Origin of the sequence: Virgibacillus sp. (assembly GCF_013393565.1) — a bacterium.
Taxonomy (GTDB): Bacteria; Bacillota; Bacilli; order Bacillales; family Amphibacillaceae; genus Virgibacillus; species Virgibacillus dokdonensis.
Window position 1 is genome coordinate 1 of sequence record NZ_JABXHF010000021.1, and the last position, 18,303, is coordinate 18,303.

Genomic DNA, 18,303 nt, shown 5'->3' on the forward strand with positions numbered 1-18,303 from the left:
GATAACCCAGTTCATCCTCTAATTCAGCTTCAAATACCCGTTGAATGGTATCCTTAAATAAAAGCTTCATCATCTCTTGTACATCTTCTACAGTACGACATTCTTTTACCAAATCTTTAATGGTTTTATCATGAAAAAAGTCTTGCATAAATGATCATCTCCTTATTGGAAAGTATATCCATTTACACAAAACTTTTTACACTCTCAGGCACTTTTTACAATACCTCTCTGTTAAAGCCTTTATCGATTGTCTACATCTGTTAGTTCTGCATTTAATTCGTCTTTTTGATATCGTGGGCTACCTAAATCATAATCATCTGTCGTGTGCTTTTTACCACTTATATTTTCCAACAGCTCTTTGACATCAATGCCGGAAGATGCCTTCAATGACTCTTGTAGATTTGCCATTAAGTTTGTTGCATATCCAGAAACTTTATTTGCTCCACCCTCTGCATTATTGCCACCTGTGTCTACTACAGTAATTTTATCAATATTGGAAAGTGGACTAGCGACTTCTTTTGCATATTCTGGAAGCATTTTAATAATCATATCTAGAATAGCTGCTTCTCCGTATTGTTCAAATGCTTGCGCAATTTCTCGTTTTGCTTCTGCTTCTGCTAAACCAGTAAGCCTGATGACTTCTGCTTCTGATTCCCCTTGAGCTCGTTGTGAATCTGCTTTAGCAAGACCGTCCACACGTACACGTTCCGCTTCTGCTTTTGCTTCCGCTTCAATACGATATTGATTTGCCTCTGCTTCTGTCATTTGTTTCATTTTATCTGCTGTAGCTGCTTGCTCTACAGCATAACGATCAGCATCTGCTTTCTTTTTCACTTCTGAATCGTATTGTCGCTCACGCCGTAAGATTTCTTTTTCTTCCAGTTCGATTTGCTTTTGACGTTCAATGATTTTAATTTGCATTTCCTGTTCGGTTACGTCTTGTTTTGCTCTTGCGGTTTCAAAATCATACGCTTGGTCTGCGCGAGCTTTCGCAATATCCTGCTCACGACGATAGTCGGCTGTTTTTAATTGGTTGACTTTTTCTGCTTCAGCGATTTCTGTTGCGCGTTCTAATTCTGCTTTTTTCGCCTCTTTGGCAGCTTCTGCTTGCTTAATCCGCGTTTCTTTATCTGCCTCAGCTGTAGCGATATCTGCATCTCGTTTTACTTGGGCGATTCTAGGTTTACCAAGAGATTCTAAGTAACCATTTTTATCTTTCACATCTTTAATCGTAAAAGAAACAATAATAAGTCCCATTTTTGCTAAATCTTGTGAGGCAACACGCTGGACCTCCTGTGAAAATTTATCCCTGTTTTTATAAATTTCTTCTACCGTCATTGATCCTAAAATAGAACGAAGATGCCCTTCTAATACTTCTTTTGCTTCTACTTCCCGATCTTCTTTCGTTTTTCCAAGAAATTGTTCAGCAGCAGTAGCAATTTCACTAATGGACCCACCTATTTTAATAATCGCTGTTCCATCTGCCATGACTGGAACTCCTTGTTCTGTATAAACTTCAGGTGTTGTTACTTCTAGTTTGCTAGATAGTAGACTGAGAGGCTCTGCTTGTTGGAACACTGGCAATACAAATGAGCCACCACCGCGAATAATTTTAATTTTGTTTCCAGATTCATCGATATGGACATTTTTCCCACCAAGGTAACTTCCAGTGACAATAAGTGCTTCATCCGGACCAGCTGTGCGATATTTGGAAACAAAAATACCGATAAGTGCTACGAGTAAAAATAAAACAATACCAATAATAATCCAAAATCCTTCAAACATAGAATTCCTCCTTAGATTTGTTTTGCTAAACAGATAATCCCTTGCTGAGTGCATTTGAAAATAATTAAAATGCATGCACGGAATGGGCTGAAAAAGTGTAAATTACTAAAGTAACATGCTTAGAACTCGTGCATGTTTCTATGCATCTAAAACATCCTTCGAATAAGGTTCAGCATAGAGCACGCCACCTTTTATATCTAAAATTAATACTTCTGTTCCTTCAGGTATGGGCTGGTTGTGATACGCTGTTACAGGTTTAGAGATTCTACCACTTTTGCTTTCAATAACAACTTCTCCGTATCCATCTGCTGGAACGGGAATGATAATTTTGCCGACACGCCCAATTAACGATTCCTCTGTATAGCCAAGAGATTCTTCTGCAGAAGCCAAAGGAACCAAAATAAATACATTTAAAAGCGTATCAAGAATAAAGGCAATAAGCATGGCAATGAAAATAATGATTAGACTGGACAAGGGTGTTAACGTTTCAAGTAAGTAACCCGTTGCTGAAAAGAAAGTGACAAAGGCAAGAATAAGGATAGGATTAGCTATAGGAATTACTTCACCAATCCCTTCTAATATATCGCCAAAAAGCATGTAAATAATGGTTAGGGCTGCAGCAATAATCAGCATGTATAAATATAATGTCTCGATTGGCAACCCAAAAACAGTCATATGTATTCCCCCTTTTTAAGCCGTAGCGTATAAAACCTTAAGCTTTGTAGTATAAGAAAAACGACAATTTTCATCATGTTAGGCAATGAAGTTCGTTTTTCTACAAAAGTAATGGAAATCATTTACTTATAATACGAGTGAGTGAATAAATAGTTTCAGATTAAAGTAAATTAATTTTAGAAAATGTACCGAATTTTAGACGTCTCGCTTATTTCGCTATAAGATACTCATTTCAAGATTTGAAAGAGGAGGATGGGCGAATTTAAGTGGAGAAGAAAACCATGTATCGCTTATGAAAGATGGATATTATAAAGACCGTTATGCATTATTTTTAGTACTAGTAGTGCTTCTCTGTCACTGCTCCCTTGAAAATATTCGTCTATTTCAAGGGAGCAGTGTATATACATTTTTTCTGGGAGCTAACTAAAGACGCCTTTGTAATTACTATTATTCAACTGATTTCAGCTCTTCTCATTTATACCATAGGAAAGTATTTTATTTTTTGGCTTTATCGTATAAGAAAAACAAAGAATTTCGCCATAAGGTTTGGCGACAAGTTATGTTTATCTCATATTCTTTTATTCCACATAAGTTACCTCTCTGTCGTTACTTGCTCAGCATTTTTGTAATATTCTCCAATTACTTCCCCTAAAGCTTTCGTTGTATTGGATAGTTCTTCTTTATTATTATCTACGCCACCAACTTCGATTAGGATGGACTGTTTGGATAAATCTTGATTGTAAATACCATTACCATCTGTGTGATCTTTTAAAAAGATACCGCGACTTATGCCAGGATAATTTTCTTCTAGTTGGGCATTGAGCTTTTCTACAAATGCAAGATTTTCTTTGTAATTTTCATGTTCCTCACCAACAATAAAATACAATTTGGCAAATGGCTCTCCGTGAATCGTCGTAGTAGTAATATCTTTACGCTGGGCATCACGATGAATATCAATAAAATATTGTATTTTCTGGTTGCTTGCCATCGCTGCTTCTACCGTTTTTCGAGATAATCGGTAGGAGTCGTAATAATCCCAACCTTGCTCGTGTAGAGCAGCAGTAACGTTTGTTCGATCATGAAAAGTAGGTATACCTTGCTTTTCTAATTGCTCCGTTAACATGGAGCCCACTAGAACAATATTCTTTGCATTATCCGTACTAGATGCTTGTGATGGTTTTTGTTTATCTTCTCCTAATAAGGGTAAAAACCCCTCCCAACTATGACTATGGTAAACATACACTTCTGCTTCTTGCTGATCCGTTTTATTTTTATCGTCTGTTTGCTCTTCTTCTGGTTCTTCTTTTAATAATTCCTCAAAATCTGGTGGCGGGGATTCAATAGGCATGGATGCTTCATCTATACCGTTTGAAACAAATGAAAAATGAAAGTCAGGGTTTCTTCCAGGAAGCGCTAAATCTAGTAAGCTTGAGAAATTTCTAGGAGAAACACCAGATGCGGTTTCTAATAGTAGTTTTGGCAAATTTGCCATTTGTATATCATTTGCTTCAAGTGTAGTTTCCATTTGCGGTATTTCTGTGCTCATAACTGTATAGAGTGCATCAGAAAAAACAACCGACTCTGTTATTCCATCAAGCAACGGTAGCTGAAAGAATTTGCTTTGAAATTGAGGTAAAGTAAGGAAAAAAATGAGTGAAAATATACTTGTAATAGCTATTAACCCGGTTAATAATACACGTTTCATTCTATGTCAGCCTTTCTTTGTTTCTTTAACACATTCTATGCAAGAGAGACTTTTTAATAGAACGAACAAATATGAAAACAAGCCATTTTTCTAGCGAGAAGAACGATAGTAGAAAATTTCTACTTCAGTGGACAGCTTATCCATGGATCCATTTGGCAAACATATTGCATTTCTTCCTATCTGGTCTTTCCATTGCTATTTCTTATTGGACAAGGAAAGCTATGCATGCGAACAATGAACGAAGAAACTGATTGTCATTTTCAAGGAGTAACGGTGCTTCTCCTCCGCTACCTTATTCTAGCATTGTTTGCCAGAAGGAGGATTGTTCAAATAAAGCTAGACGATAGCTTAAAGTGCAAAAACACCTAATTTAACTCTTCTACATGGAATATTAAGGAAATGTTAAAAACATTAAAATAAAGCAAATATTATGTAAAAATACCCAAAAACAATAATTATTATGTTTAAATAAACGTGAAAAAGGAGCCTTAGAAGTAAGTTATTACATTGAGGGAGGGTGAAGAATGAGTAAAGTGGAGTTATGGGATATCTCCAAATCTTATGACAAACAGGCTAATGTATTAAATGGTATTAACCTGTCCATAGAAGCGGGGGAGTTTTTTGTGCTAGTAGGACCTTCTGGTTCAGGAAAAAGTACGTTATTACGTATGATTGCTGGTTTAGAAGAAATTACAGGAGGCACATTAAAGATTGCCGATCGTATAGTAAATCATTTACGCCCAAAGGATCGTAATTTATCCATGGTTTTTCAAAATTATGCATTGTACCCGCATTTAAATGTAGAGCAAAACATTTTATTTGGCTTACATGCAAAAAAAGTAAGCAAACAAGAGCAGCAGGATAGATTGAAAAAGACCACAGAAATGATGGGGTTATCGGAGTTGTTAAAAAGAAAGCCTAGGGAACTTTCTGGAGGACAACGACAAAGGGTAGCACTTGCTAGATCTGTTGTCAGTGAAGCACCTCTTTGTTTAATGGATGAGCCATTGTCTAATTTAGATGCGAAACTCCGTGCGCATATGCGTATAGAAGTTAGAAGATTACAAAAAAAGTTAGGTTTAACCATGATTTATGTAACACATGATCAAGTGGAAGCCATGACGATGGGTGATCGAATTATGGTTTTAAACGATGGGGAAATTCAACAAGTTGGAGAGCCGATTGCATTGTATAATGAGCCCGCTAACTTATTCGTTGCCTCATTTATCGGATCACCAAAAATGAATCTCGGAAAAGCTGTGTTCAATCAGCAAATGTTAAAGGTAGAAGATTTTCTTGAGATTGATATGGGTTCTATACAACCTGCCACAAAAATTGTCCAAGCTAAAAATCTTACCATTGGTATTCGTGCAGAGCATATTTTACCTGCCGTTGATCGGGAAGCTACGCATCATCTAGATGTAATTAATGTAGAACAGCTTGGAAATGAAACACTAGCTACATTTGAAATAGGTCCAGAATTATGGACGGCTAAATGGTTAGGACAATGGTCGATAAAAGTTGGGGAAAAGGTACCCGTACATATTTCCAGAGACAAACTGTGCTTTTTTGATACAGATTCAGGTTTATTACTAAAAGCAGCTTCTCCAACAAAGGAGAAAGAGGTTGCGGTCGTATGAAAGAAGCAGTCGTACTACAAGAGCAATATAGGAAAATTGACTTCCTTAAAATTAAGAAAAAGCAAAAACGAGTTCGCTTTGTTAAAGGAATGCTGTTTCTATTACCTTCTATGATATTGTTTAGTGTATTTTTATTTTACCCAATGGCGCGAACATTATATTTAAGTTTTTTTCTGACTGATAACAGTGGAGCCACAACGGTTTTTGTAGGCTTGGATAACTTTAAAAACATCTTCACATCACCTATTTTTTTGAAAAGCTTACAATCCACTTTTTTATTCGTGCTTTACACCGTGCCGGGTACGATTGTAATTAGTTTGTTTCTCGCTGTGATTGCCAATGAAAAATTAAAAGGAATCGGTTTTTTTCGAATGATTTTTTCCTCTACCATGGGGATTTCTGTAGCTGCGGCATCTGTATTTTGGATGTTTTTATTCCATCCGACGATGGGGTGGCTTAATCAACTGTTAGAGGCGGTAGGGTTAGAGGGAATTGGTTGGCTAACAGATCCAAAATGGGCGCTTATTTCTGTATCTATATCCACAATTTGGATGAATCTTGGCTTTACCTTTTTAATTCTTTTAGGTGGTTTACAATCGATAGATTCGCATTTGTATGAAAGTGCAGAAATTGATGGCGCTAGTTATTTGTATAAATTACGAAGAATAACGATACCAATGCTGTCGCCTACGTTGTTTTTTGTCATTACCGTCTCGTTCATTAATGCGTTTCAAACATTTGGTCAAATTGACATGTTAACCCGTGGTGGACCGCAGAATGAAACGAACTTACTTGTGTACTCTATATATCAAGAAGCATTTGAAAATTATCAATATGGGACAGCGAGCGCACAAGCAGTTATTTTGTTTGTCATTATTCTTTTGATGACATTGTTACAATTTAAGTTGGGAGAGAGGAAGGTGCATTACCAATGACGATGTCTATTAGTAAAAAGCTGGTTTTTTACCTTCTTCTTATCGTATCTGCATTGTTGCTGTTCGCCCCAGCGATTGTGGCGTTTTTAATGAGCTTTATGTCGAGCCAAGATATTTTAACAGGGAAGATTCTACCAGAAACATGGACGTTGGACAATTATATAAAAGCCTTTGAACGTTTCCCTTTATTTGGTTATTTGATGAATAGTTTTATTGTCTCGTTGCTTATTACGCTTGGACAATTGTTGTTATCAAGTATGGCTGCATATGCTTTTGTGTTTTTGGAGTTTAAAGGGAGAGATACGTTGTTTTTTATTTTTATTGCGACAATGATGATCCCTTTTGAGGCTTCGATTATACCTAATTTCCAAACGATAAGAGGGCTTGATTTATTGAATACGTATACTGGGTTGTCCTTGCCATTCTTTGCAGTCGCGTTTGGCACGTTTCTGTTACGGCAACATTTCAAACAAATTCCAAAAGAATTAAAAGAGGCAAGTGAAATAACGGGGATGGGCGATGTCAAATTTTATCTAACTGTCGTTCTACCTGTAGCCAAGACGAGTTTAGTAACCTTAGGAGTATATGGCTTTTTAACTTCTTGGAATATGTATCTCTGGCCTTTACTTTCTACCACAGATGATACGGTTCGAACCGTTCAAATAGGATTAAAACAACTGCAATCGCAGGAACAGCTTAATGAGTGGGGAGTAATTATGGCTGGCGGGCTAATTGTGGTTTTACCAACATTAATTCTATTGTTTTTAGGGCAAAAGAAATTGCAAAAAGGTTTAACAGAAGGCGCAATAAAATAACGCAATCCTATCTTAATAAAATAAATAACATTGTCAAAAGGAGCGAAGAAAATTGAAAAGAATACTCGTATTTACTTTAGTTATTTTTACGTTCATACTTGCTGCCTGTAGTTCCGTGGAAAAAGATAGTGAAGGTACAGCAAAAGCGAAAGAAGATGGAGAATCAGGTGGCAAAACAGAGGTAACTTTTTGGCATGCAATGGGCGGTCAAGCACAGGTTGCCTTGGATGAAATCGTAAAGAAATATAACGAATCCCAAGATGAAGTTCAAGTCAATGCGGAATATCAAGGGACATATGAAGAAACACTATCAAAATACCATAGTGTAGGTGGAACTGACGATGCACCAACCATTGTGCAAGTAAATGAAATTGGAACGATGTCGATGGTTCACAGTGGTAACGTGGAACCAATTCAAAAGTTTATTGATGAAGAAGGATATGATATGAGTAATTTGGAGGAAAATATTACGAATTATTACAAGGTTGATGGAAAGTTTTATTCCATGCCTTTTAACTCCTCTACACCAGTCATGTATTATAATAAAGATGCATTTAAAGAGGCTGGTTTAGATCCAGAGGCACCACCAGAGACCTATGAGGAAGTAGAAGCAGCAGGCAAAGCAATTAAGGAATCCAATTCTGACATGAAAGGCTTTGCGCTGCAAGCTTATGGCTGGTTATTTGAAGAATTGTTAGCAAATCAAGGTGGTCTGTTATTAAATAATGATAATGGACGTGGTGATACAGCGACTGAAGTAGCCTTTGATAATAAAAAAGGGAAATCGATTTTTGAATGGGTCAAACGTATGATGGATGAAGATACATTTGCAAATTATGGAACGAATTCAGACAATATGGTAACTGGATTTTTAAGTGGCGATGTAGCTATGTTTATGCAGTCTTCCGCTAGTGCTAGAGATGTGATTGATAATGCGCCATTTGAAGTAGGTGTTGCTTTTATCCCATATCCTGAGAAAGAGGAGCGCCATGGAGTTGTAATTGGTGGTGCGAGCCTTTGGATGTCGAAAGGAAAGGCAGAAGAGGAACAAAAGGCCGCTTGGGATTTCTTAAAGTATGTGCAAAAACCAGAAGTACAAGCTGAATGGCATGTAGGGACAGGGTATTTTGCCATCAATCCTAAAGCATATGAACAGCAAGTTGTGCAAGAAGCGTATCAAAAAATGCCGCAATTACAAGTAACGGTAGAGCAATTACAGGCTACCAAACCTTCCATAGCTACACAGGGAGGACTCATGGATATGATACCTGAAGAGCGTAAAATTATTGAAACAGCATTAGAGACGGTATACAATGGCGGCGATGTCGATGAAGCATTCTCGACTGCTGTAGAACAAGTGAATGCGGCGATTGAACAAGCAAACACTGCTCGAGGAGAGAAGATTATAAGAAGAGAATGAAGCTAGTAGTTTCATTCTCTTCTCTATATAAAGTGATTTATCTCGGATGTGAAATGCTGTAAGACTCGGACTTCAAAAATGCGATGCGATCTGGGTAAGTCGAAATTTCTATTTGAGAGAAGAAAGTAAATTTTCCCTAATAAGGATCTTACGTGGTAAGTATAAAATGGATCACTTTTACTATTTAAGGAGGGACTTTATGGAAACAAAAATTTATGGTCATCGAGGCAGCATGGGAACATACCCAGAAAATACGTTGTTAGGATTTATGCAAGCTATAAAAGAAGGTGTTGACGGGATTGAATTAGATGTGCATATGACAAAGGATGGAGAAATTGTCGTTATTCATGATGAATTTTTAGATCGCACAACAGATGGAACAGGATATATAAAGGACTTAACGTTAGAAGAAATAAGAAGACATAGTGCTGGGGTGAAGTTTTCTCACTTTGACTTATTTGAGGATCAATGGCGCTTGGAACAGGTTCCTACTTTACAAGAAGTTTTAGAATTGTTAAAACCGTATCCAATTGAACTAAATATTGAATCAAAAACGACGAAGTTTACGTATAAAGGAATAGAAGAAAAAGTGCAGCAAATTGTGCAAATTTATGGAAATAATAGAAAAGTGGTTTACTCATCCTTTCATTTACCAACGTTGCTTCGAATAAAACAATTAGACCCAAATCATGAGATCGCGCTACTCGTAGAAGGAAACTTACCGCATCCACATGAGTATATGGATTGTTTTCATTTAGAAGCTATTCACGTTTCTCAAAAAGGAATTTTAAAAGGGGTAGACTATTGGCGTCCTAGTTTTCCAAGGCTACGAGCATGGACAGTGAACGATATGAATGATATGAAGCAGTTGCTTGATCTTCGGGTAGCTGCAATCATAACGGATTATCCAGAAAAGGCAGTGTTCTACAAAAGTGAAAGAAAATCATTTGTTTAAAAGAATAGGAGGATTTTTGTTCATACTACTATTGCTTACAAGCTTATCATTATATGCTCATGCAGAAATTCAAATAACGCCTATGGTTGCAGAAAAAGCAGAAATCTATGCGCACAGAGGGGCAAATGATCGTTTTAATGAAAGTACCGTTACTGCTTATGAGATAGCGGCTAGAGATGGTATGGATGCGTTAGAATTAGATTTACGAATGACAGAAGATGGAGAGCTTGTTGTCATGCATGATGACACCATTGATAGAACAACGAACGGTAGCGGCAAAGTATCTGCGTATACGTTGGCGGAATTGAGGGAGATTGAGACTGTTGAAGTCTTTCAGCAAGAGGAGAAACGGGAAACAATCCCCAATTTAGAAGAAGTATTGCAAGTTTTTGAAAAAGAGGAGCATTACTATATTGAAACACGACTCGTTCATGATAAAGCAGAGATGGAAACAAAATTAATTGAATTATTAAAGGAATATGATCTGCTTGATCGACAACATGTCTCTTTCCAATCATTTTCAGAGTCAAGCTTGGAACAATTGCAGCTTCTTGCTCCGTCTATTCCGTTAACATTACTGTTTAAAAAAGGGGCATTTAATCTTGAAAAAGCAAAAGACGTACCATATTCTGCTATTGGAATAGAGTCGACGGATGTAAGTTTGCAAGTAGTAAACGAACTTCATGAGCAAGGAAAAGAAGTACATGTATATTTTACCGATTTGACAACACAAAAAAATGAACAAAAACGCGTTAAATCATTTAATGTTGATGGGTATTTTACTGACTTTATCAATTATACGCAACAGTTATTAGATGAATAAAAGGATAAAAAGTTAAGAGAGCATATTTTTATTCGTGGTTTTATAAGTTACGGGAAAAAATAATCTACAATTCTATACAAATTAAAAAAAGCAGGTCGCAATAGGGACCTGCTTTTTCCTGAGTGGTAAAATCTTAAAAGCATGCTGCTCCAACGATAATGAGTAAGATGAATAGAACAACAATTAAAGCAAACCCGCCGATACCACAGCCATATCCAGCAGGTGCGGAGTAACCGTATCCTCCACAACCGCAATTATATCCATATCCCATAGTTTATCCTCCTATCTTTATGAATTGTTAACAGATGTAGGCAACCCCTACAATAATTAACAGAATAAACAATACGACAATTAAGGCAAATCCACCGCCGTAGCCATAACCTGCAACAGCTTCACCCATTTAAACACCTCCAGTTCTTTTACAATAATAATGTATGCCTACGCAATGGAAATGATATGGGTGATCACCTATTATGCTTGAATTTATTTGAAAGAAATTTCGTTAAATGGCGCTATACATACTAATATCCCTACGATTTTTTACACTCTAGGAAAGCCAAAAAATTTTTTAAGGTTTGTAGTATAAGAAAAATAGCTTACGCCTTAAGACTGGACGACAAGCTGAATTTTGCAAAGGAAATTTTTTAACATTAATTTTCCGCTGATTACCTGAGTAATTTGTCTTTTACAGGCCTAATTACTATCTCATATGATGTTGTATCTGACTTATACATTGGGGGTGAAATTTATATGTCAGGTTCGCATTATTATTCATTATGTCAACGTCATATGGGAAAGGCCGTAGAGATTAAAACACATTGCGGGAAAGTTCATCGAGGTATCATTGAAAAAGTGAGCCCAAACCGAGTTTACATGAGGCCGTTAGATAGAGGACGTGGACTGGGAGGCTTTGGTTTTGGTTTTTATGGATTTGGATATGGATTCGGCTACGGTGTTGCTTTAGGTGCAATTGCATCATTAGCCATATTACCATTTTTCTTTTGGTAGATTATTCGTTATTTTTGCGTACTATTCGAAGGTGCTTTTATAGGAGAGGTTTAGAGCTGATTCTATTACATGAATCAGCTCTCTTCAGTTGAGCATTTAATGGAGTAAACATTATATCGGGACATTAGTCCTGTTTTGGACGAGATACTTATTTCCTATTTTTACCATGTGAAAAATGTACATTCTGTATAAAATGGGTCTTTATTATCAATTATCCAAAAAATGCATATAGTCAATTGACATAGAAAATTCGGTTGATTAGTCTTGTAGAAAGAGGTTCACTAATTTAATTTTGCCTCTAAAGTAAATTAACAAAGGGAGATGAGATGTAGTGGCAGGACAAATTCGTATGACGCCTGAACAGCTACAGGCAAAAGCAAAACGGTATGGGGCGAGTTCTGATCAAATTGAACAAATTCTAAGAGATCTATCAAACCTACAAGAGGAGCTGCGCGGTGAATGGGAAGGTCGTGCTTTCGAACGCTTTGATGATCAATTCCGCGAATTGAAGCCTAAAGTGCAAGATTTTGCTCATTTAATGAAAGAAATTGAGATGCAATTAACAAAAACTGCTGAGGCTGTTGCACAACAAGACGAAGCATTGTCCCAAAATTTTGGACTTAGATAAGGCTTATATATGAGCGAAAAATTGTCGTAAACAACGTTTCGTGACTCATTATGAGAGCTGCACGGCTTAAGTTGTGCAGCTTCTGTTTTGGAAAGATAGTATAAAAAAACGAACAAGATTTTGCGATTAGTGATTCATGTAACAAAATAAATTGTGAAACTTCTAGGAGCTGTTTGTTATGAAAAAATTGCATAAACGCTGGTTCCTGTTTTTAGTATTAATCGTTATCTTAGCATCAGGCTTATCCTATCTTGCTTTAAGTCAACAAGAACAAACAGAAAAGGATGAATCAGAATCAAATAAAGCAATGGCTGTAGCGCTTGTTAATGAAGATGAGGGGTCTATCTTAAATGGACAAGAACTAGCTTTTGGAGAGGCTTTCGTCCAAGGGGTGAACAATGAAGACAATCATGAGTGGTTTGTAGTTAGCCGCGGGGTAGCAGAAAGTGGCTTAAAACGTGGTACATATGACATGATGATTGTGATTCCTAATGATTTTTCCGAAAAAGCGCTATCTATTGATTCGGAATCGCCAGACCAAGTCGTTTTAAATTATAAGATTAACGCAACGGATAATGAGCAAATAAAAGCGGAAGCAGAAAAAACAGCCAGTAATATTCTTAATCAATTTAATCGTAGGATTATTGACGTTTATTTTGCAAGTATTGTCGGAAATCTGCAGAATGCGCAGGATAATATTGGTGGCATTATTGAAAAACAAGCCGTATTTACAAACACTATGAGCAGTGAAGTGTATAATCCTTTAGATAATTATACCAATCAATTTAGCACGATAAAAGATAGCACAGAAGTATCGAAGGATAGCTTTCAAGGCTTTCAGGAAATAATGAATAACTTTGAAAAAGAGCTGTTAGATGATGCAGAACTGGATGAAGATTATTTGTCATCTGTTCATGATGTTAAAAAATTAAAAGAGCAAAATAATACGCAAATTCTCGAATTCTATCAAACTTTAAATGAATTTGATCGCTCTTTAAAGCAACAGGAAGTAGACCAAGAGTTAGAACGTTTACAGTTGGCAAATAAATTGATTAATGAACAATTACAGAACAACGGCGGTATGGAAGCAAATAAACCACCTGTGAATTCTGTGATGTATCAAAGTAATCCAGGAGGTAATATTGCAACAAGAGCGAATGTATTAAGGAAGCATTTAGACGATTCATTAACGCAAGTCCAGAAAACGTATAATGATATTGAAAAACGAATAAACCCAGAATATTGGGGCGGTTTTACTGGGGTAATTTCAGATCGTTTAGATGGACTACTTACCAATAAGCTGGGTAAAGATGATCAACTGGTAAATATGCTTTTAAAAAAGCCAGCTGTTCATGCAAAAGACAATATTCATAAGCACATAAGAAGATTACCTTCAATGGATATGGAGGACTTTGAAGAAGTCGGTTTGCCAAAGCGGACAATCAAGGAAATTAGAAATGTTATTGCGGTAACAGAAAAATATATGAATGAAGACGGCTTAGGCAAAGATGAAAATCTTAACCCGGGTGGTGACCCAACCAAACTCCTATCATATAAGATAAACAAACTAAAAGAAAAGTTGCATACTTCAGGGATGACGATGTCTGATTCCGTCAAGTTGCCAAAAAATAAAAAATCAGCACAAACATTCAAATTAAAAATACCAAAGCGTATTCTCGAAAAATATAATGTGGAAAACTTACAACTTACCATTCCTGGTATTGGCGAAGAAGATTATACAAGAGAATATTATGATGGTGAAATTATTCTTCCAGCGAATGAAGAAGGTGTATTTACCGTTCAGGTTACACTACGGTTGCGTGATAAAAATTCAAATATAGACATATTCCAACCAATTCCTTGGAAGTGGAAGCTTCATCAAAAAGATATTAATAATGTAGATGTTCCTGAAACAGCCCAAATTGAAACAGCAGAAACACCACTTGTTGCGAATGCAGAGGTAGAGGTGGAGCAACAAGGAAAAAATGTTGACACTTCAGATAATAAAGCGAAGCAAAAACCAACTTCAGAAGAAAAGTCTGAGGGAAGCGATGAACAGAGCGATTCTGAAGAAGGTGGAAGTTTAGGTGAGGATGGAGAAACACCTGGAAATAATAATCCGGACGAGCCAGGGGGCGGGGATGTCTCAGATGAGGATGAACCATCGGACGAAGAAGATAGTGTCCCGCTTGAGAAGCTAAAACCAGCAACCAAAAGAGTTAAAGTCATTAATAATCGCATTAACCATGAAATTATGACTCCGATGGAAGGAATGGATAAAGCGACGAATCAATTAATTAAAGCTGTAACGAACACGGTAACCCCTTACCAAAAACTATTCTCAACCTACGAAAGTTATTTTGGTTTGCATATGGGGGGGCCGAATTTACCGGAACAAATTAAAGGTAAACCTTTAAAAGAATTAGCTACTAAAGATTCGTTATATTATCTTTTTAATAAAAAAGATGTTCCTGGTTTAATCAAAGACTATATAGTCTTACAAATTAGTGATGAAGTGGCTAAAGAAATCCGCACTCCATGGGAACAATTACAAGCTCAAATAGAAATTCATGAAGAGAAAGTTGCATTAATGAACAGCAATGCGGATGCTTTAGTGAATAAAATAGATGAAACTGCTGAAAGGGCTAGGGTCTTGAATAAAAGTCTTGAAGCAACTTTAAGTAATGTAGAAGCTTGGCGAGAGAAAAGCTTGAACTTACTGGAATCTCAAGAACAAATTCAAACAAAAGAAGATGAAGAGCAGTCTGCCATCGTTTCCTTGGATGACAGCTTTCAGCCACTACTATCAGCTAGTCAATCTTTGTCGGAGCAAGCACAGAGCAATGTAAATGAAGGTGATGTAGTTTATGATACTTTCGATAGTATTAATGAGCAAGCGACGACGATTCAAGAAAGTGGCGATGATATTGTTCAACAAGTAGAAACGTTGTCAGAAAATATGACAAATAAATTAATGGATGATGAGAATTTTGCCGAGAACTTCACTGGTGTATTAGCAAATAGTCGTATTGGTGACAGGCAAAATGAAGACTTATATGATTTCTTATCCAATCCAGTTCAAACAAGTAATGAAGGAACGATTACATCCAGTGATTCATTTACACCATACTATCTTGTGTTAATCTGTTTCATTGTTGTCTTGTTTACAGCCTATGTTATTTCAACAATAAACCAGAAGCGTATGGAGAGAGATCCATTTTCGGAAGGAAAAACAATAATGAGCCTGAACATACCAATTACACTTATAACGATTGGTATTGGCGTATTAGAAGGTATTGTGATTGGTGTTGTATCTAGTTATACAATGGAAATTGCTGATAGTGATATGTTAATGCTTACAACGCTTATTGTCTTATTAATTACTGGAATGTTACTTTTTTCCACTTATTTATTAAGACAAGTTAAAATGATTGGTATGTTTATACTTTTAGTGGTGCTCAGTCTATATCTGTTCTTAACAAATGCTTTTGGAACAGGTATAAAAGGAATGGAGACGTGGAAAGAATTCTCGCCACTGCAATATGTTGAAACCCTTTTGTTTCGTGTTGTGCAAGGAGAAGGTAATTACTCCGCGTCCATCTTTATTATGATTGGTGTTGTAATAGTAGGTGCTTTAGCCAATTTGTTTGTTGTACATCGCTCAACACAAAAAGGGGATGTGGGCAATGAAAAAGAAGCAGAGGCTAGTTAAAGCGACCCTCACACTTGTTATTAGCGTGCTGGTTGTTTGGGGATACCAAACACCAGCGGCTAGTGCCGATAGTGATGGAGACTTAGAAATGAAAATTGACCGTATTGTGGAAGATGATAAGAAAAATACAGTTAACCAGGAAACAGAGTTAGAAAAGATTTTCCCTACACTATTTACAGAAGAAACATCTAAAATCATTGCTGAAAAGAAAGCGGAGCAGCAGCAGTCTTTAGAAGAACTGGAGTCAGATCTCTTTGCAAAGGATGTGCAAACAAATAAGACATTGGATTCCGTTAAAGATGACCTGTTCACGAAAGATTATGAAGAGATTGCCGCATCTACCTCGAAGCCGAATAAAGATGAGATAGCAGAGACAAGCCAATCTAGTAATACATGGCTATATGTGTTAACAGGTTTTGCTTTACTTTTATGTGGTGGAATCTATGTAATGATGCAAAAAATGTTAAATTAGGAGAAATAACAAATGGCACAAGATACCCATATTAATGTGACAATGGATTTTAGCAACATTGGATGCGGAGTTTATGACCTCCGTATCCCCACACAATTAAAGGTAAAACAATTACTCTATTATGTAACAGATGCCCTACATATTACGCTACCAGATCATTCTTACTATGTCATCAAAGTTACCACGAAGAAATTGTTCATTGCAGATGATGATTATATCATTGATTACCCTGTTACAGATGGAGATATATTAGTTGTTCAATAACAAGAATCATATGGCTTATATGAATGATCGCTAAAATGATCGAGCTTGACACAATATGTCGTGTTGTAAGCGGAATATGCATTTTTACTGGAGGACAAAGGAGTTAATGGGAAATGAAGGAAAAAACAATCGAATTTGAAAACCTCACATTGCAATTTGAAATGGATCAAACTAATTGGAAAATGCGTTTACCGAAATCACAAACCGCTGTACATGATGTTCGCCAAATGGATATTATGTTACATCCTTCTGATTTTTTTGCCCCGCTCACTATAGAGGAAGAAAAAGATGCATTTCAATTTACATTTAAGTTAGAGCCTAGATGGAAAAACTGGGATCAACTACTGCAATTACATAGAAATGAAAAATTACGATTACTGTGCAACATGTTGCAATTAGAGCCTATTTTGAACACGAGGATAACCTTTGTTCTTCATCCTGATAACCTGATGGTTAATGATAATCTGATGCCTGTTGTTATCTATCGAGGGATTCGCAAGCTTGTACCACCTTATGAATGGGATGAAGCAGATTTTTTAAAACAATTAAAATGCTATGTGATCGCTTTATTCTCTAAAAAATTTAATTTTGATCAGCTTTATCATGGGTCGTTACAAAATGCAACGGAAACCGAATTTCAACGACAGGTAAGTGAAGTAGCCGACTTAGCAGAGCTCAAGGATTTATTGTATAAAAGTTATCAGGAAGAACAAGTCAAAACAGAACAAACGATGACAGTTGTACCAACGAAACGCTTTCGTTTATTTAAGCAACTTTCCATTATTATGATTATCGTTTCCGTATTGTTAACCGTTCCCGTCATTTATTACGGCATTATAAAAGCACCTTACCAAGATAATCTATTAGAAGCTCACGGTGAGTATTTGGCTTCTTCCTATGGCGATGTTATTTCCACTTTAGAGGGGGAAGATCCAGAAAAGCTACCGATTCAAACGATGTATATTTTAGCTCATTCCTATATTAACGTGGAAAACTTACCTGATGCAGAGAAGGAAGTTATTTTAAAAAATGTCAGTTTGAAAAGTGATCCTGATTACTTAACCTATTGGATTTACAATGGCAGGGGAGAATTTGATACATCGCTTGAAAAGGCCAAGTACATTGATGACCCTGTCTTAATTATACACGGACTTATTCAAAAGATAGAGGAAGCTAAAAACAATCCAGACTTAACAGGATCAGAGAGAGAAAAGACTGTTAAAAAGTTACAAGATGAATTAGAACAGTACCGTGAGGAGTTTGATTTACAAGACGAGGATGAAGAAACAGTACCGGCAAGTGAGTCAGAGGCGGAAGATACTAACCAAACAGAACAAGAAGCGCAATCAAATGATGACAATAAAAAGAAAGAAGATAGTGGTGATAAAGAAAAGGAAAAATAGCTTTTTAGCCATCTATTAAATTAATCTTTCGTGTTGCTTCATCGATACACACGCTCATTACAG

At 36.5% G+C, this 18,303-nt stretch carries 17 protein-coding genes and 1 pseudogene; 12 read left to right on the plus strand and 6 right to left on the minus strand.

The window, feature by feature from the left end; all coding sequences use genetic code 11:
* The 4 genes and pseudogenes from HLX49_RS06250 to spoIIP all read right to left on the minus strand — a co-directional run.
* Window positions 1-148: pseudogene (locus tag HLX49_RS06250) on the minus strand (IS256 family transposase); the annotation flags it as partial.
* Window positions 149-240: 92 nt separating this feature from the next.
* Window positions 241-1,785: a flotillin lipid rafts scaffold protein FloT gene (locus HLX49_RS06255; protein WP_296361025.1), complete on the minus strand. Its 1,545-nt coding sequence runs from the start codon at window positions 1,783-1,785 to the stop codon at window positions 241-243.
* Window positions 1,786-1,923: 138 nt separating this feature from the next.
* A complete protein-coding gene (locus HLX49_RS06260) occupies window positions 1,924-2,460 on the minus strand; it encodes an NfeD family protein (protein WP_296361026.1) in 537 nt (178 codons plus the stop codon).
* A gap of 592 nt (window positions 2,461-3,052) precedes the next feature.
* Window positions 3,053-4,165: a stage II sporulation protein P gene (gene spoIIP, locus HLX49_RS06265; RefSeq protein WP_101934106.1), complete on the minus strand. Its 1,113-nt coding sequence runs from the start codon at window positions 4,163-4,165 to the stop codon at window positions 3,053-3,055.
* Between the two features lie 524 nt (window positions 4,166-4,689).
* On the opposite strand from spoIIP, the gene HLX49_RS06270 reads away from it, so the two are divergent.
* From HLX49_RS06270 to HLX49_RS06295, 6 genes are all read left to right on the plus strand, one after another.
* A complete protein-coding gene (locus HLX49_RS06270; RefSeq protein WP_077704700.1) occupies window positions 4,690-5,805 on the plus strand; it encodes an ABC transporter ATP-binding protein in 1,116 nt (371 codons plus the stop codon).
* Complete coding sequence (locus HLX49_RS06275) at window positions 5,802-6,740, plus strand: carbohydrate ABC transporter permease (RefSeq protein WP_296361027.1); 939 nt, start codon at window positions 5,802-5,804, stop codon at window positions 6,738-6,740. Before HLX49_RS06270 ends, HLX49_RS06275 begins: the two co-directional genes overlap by 4 nt.
* Before the next feature lie 2 nt (window positions 6,741-6,742).
* The gene (locus HLX49_RS06280) at window positions 6,743-7,555 is read left to right on the plus strand and encodes a carbohydrate ABC transporter permease (protein ID WP_483372444.1); all 813 of its coding nucleotides are present in this window, start codon (window positions 6,743-6,745) and stop codon (window positions 7,553-7,555) included.
* 52 nt (window positions 7,556-7,607) lie between these two features.
* Window positions 7,608-8,975: an ABC transporter substrate-binding protein gene (locus tag HLX49_RS06285; protein WP_296361029.1), complete on the plus strand. Its 1,368-nt coding sequence runs from the start codon at window positions 7,608-7,610 to the stop codon at window positions 8,973-8,975.
* Between the two features lie 199 nt (window positions 8,976-9,174).
* Window positions 9,175-9,930 carry a glycerophosphodiester phosphodiesterase gene (locus HLX49_RS06290; RefSeq protein ID WP_296361030.1) on the plus strand — a complete coding sequence of 252 codons (756 nt, stop codon included), beginning with the start codon at window positions 9,175-9,177 and terminating at the stop codon, window positions 9,928-9,930.
* A 16-nt stretch (window positions 9,931-9,946) separates the two neighbouring features.
* Window positions 9,947-10,753: a glycerophosphodiester phosphodiesterase gene (locus HLX49_RS06295; RefSeq protein ID WP_296361031.1), complete on the plus strand. Its 807-nt coding sequence runs from the start codon at window positions 9,947-9,949 to the stop codon at window positions 10,751-10,753.
* Between the two features lie 133 nt (window positions 10,754-10,886).
* Here HLX49_RS06295 and HLX49_RS06300 read toward each other — a convergent pair whose 3' ends face one another.
* Together HLX49_RS06300 and HLX49_RS06305 are read right to left on the minus strand one after the other, a co-directional pair.
* Entirely contained in the window at window positions 10,887-11,024 is a 138-nt protein-coding gene (locus HLX49_RS06300) for a YjcZ family sporulation protein (RefSeq protein ID WP_073005569.1), read from the minus strand.
* Between the two features lie 27 nt (window positions 11,025-11,051).
* Complete coding sequence (locus tag HLX49_RS06305; RefSeq protein WP_073005567.1) at window positions 11,052-11,153, minus strand: YjcZ family sporulation protein; 102 nt, start codon at window positions 11,151-11,153, stop codon at window positions 11,052-11,054.
* A 350-nt stretch (window positions 11,154-11,503) separates the two neighbouring features.
* On the opposite strand from HLX49_RS06305, the gene HLX49_RS06310 reads away from it, so the two are divergent.
* From HLX49_RS06310 to essB, 6 genes are all read left to right on the plus strand, one after another.
* Entirely contained in the window at window positions 11,504-11,761 is a 258-nt protein-coding gene (locus HLX49_RS06310) for a hypothetical protein (RefSeq protein WP_073005566.1), read from the plus strand.
* A 331-nt stretch (window positions 11,762-12,092) separates the two neighbouring features.
* Window positions 12,093-12,389: a WXG100 family type VII secretion target gene (locus tag HLX49_RS06315; RefSeq protein WP_077704690.1), complete on the plus strand. Its 297-nt coding sequence runs from the start codon at window positions 12,093-12,095 to the stop codon at window positions 12,387-12,389.
* 178 nt (window positions 12,390-12,567) lie between these two features.
* Window positions 12,568-16,101 (plus strand): type VII secretion protein EsaA, encoded by a 3,534-nt coding sequence (esaA, locus tag HLX49_RS06320; protein ID WP_296361032.1) that lies wholly within the window; start codon window positions 12,568-12,570, stop codon window positions 16,099-16,101.
* The gene (essA, locus tag HLX49_RS06325; protein ID WP_296361033.1) at window positions 16,076-16,573 is read left to right on the plus strand and encodes a type VII secretion protein EssA; all 498 of its coding nucleotides are present in this window, start codon (window positions 16,076-16,078) and stop codon (window positions 16,571-16,573) included. Before esaA ends, essA begins: the two co-directional genes overlap by 26 nt.
* Window positions 16,574-16,585: 12 nt before the next feature.
* Window positions 16,586-16,837 (plus strand): EsaB/YukD family protein, encoded by a 252-nt coding sequence (locus HLX49_RS06330; RefSeq protein WP_296361034.1) that lies wholly within the window; start codon window positions 16,586-16,588, stop codon window positions 16,835-16,837.
* Between the two features lie 113 nt (window positions 16,838-16,950).
* Window positions 16,951-18,240, plus strand: coding sequence for a type VII secretion protein EssB (gene essB / locus HLX49_RS06335; RefSeq protein ID WP_296361035.1), 1,290 nt, complete (start codon window positions 16,951-16,953; stop codon window positions 18,238-18,240).
* Window positions 18,241-18,303 lie beyond the last annotated feature (63 nt).